1 protein-coding gene is annotated in these 512 nt (G+C 46.7%); it reads right to left on the bottom strand.

Going from position 1 to position 512, the window contains the following annotated elements:
* The coding region (locus R7190_RS30975; protein WP_318138354.1) for an FAD-dependent oxidoreductase at positions 1-255 on the bottom strand (255 nt) is incomplete at its 3' end.
* Positions 256-512 lie beyond the last annotated feature (257 nt).

Genomic DNA, 512 nt, shown 5'->3' with positions numbered 1-512 from the left:
GGTCGGAAACTTTGTCGACCAAGTCAGCATGCAACCACCATTCGCTCCAGACGCGCCACTGCCGCACAGGCCCTTTTCTATCACAACAACATGCTTTCTCGGTGCTCGCTGTTTGATCATAATGGCGGTCCAAAGTCCGGTGTAACCACCGCCAATAATCGCGACATCAGCGTCGATATCTTCATTCAGTGGCTTAGCTGGTTGAGGCTGTTCAAGTTCAAGCGCTTGCTTAAACCAGTAAGATAGGTGTGCCATTGTTTTTCCTTCGTGTCATTCATGAACTTGTTTTCGAGAAGCTCACTGTACAAACGATGCACGGTTTCAACGAGCAAGAAAAACTATCGCTGCGCGTAAGAAAAAATGACGCCACGCGGCAAAGTGTCCTAACACTTCCTTACTCACTCATACAATACCGGCCGTGTTTTTTCTCTTAGAATCCCGAACAAACGAACACTGTTCAAAATTAATTTTGGGTACGTGGGAATCAGCAAGAACACAGCTCCTATTTATGC

This window comes from Vibrio sp. 1078-1 (assembly GCF_033340475.1).
Note: the sequence above shows the minus strand (reverse complement) of the source record. Positions and strands in the feature narration are given on the sequence as shown.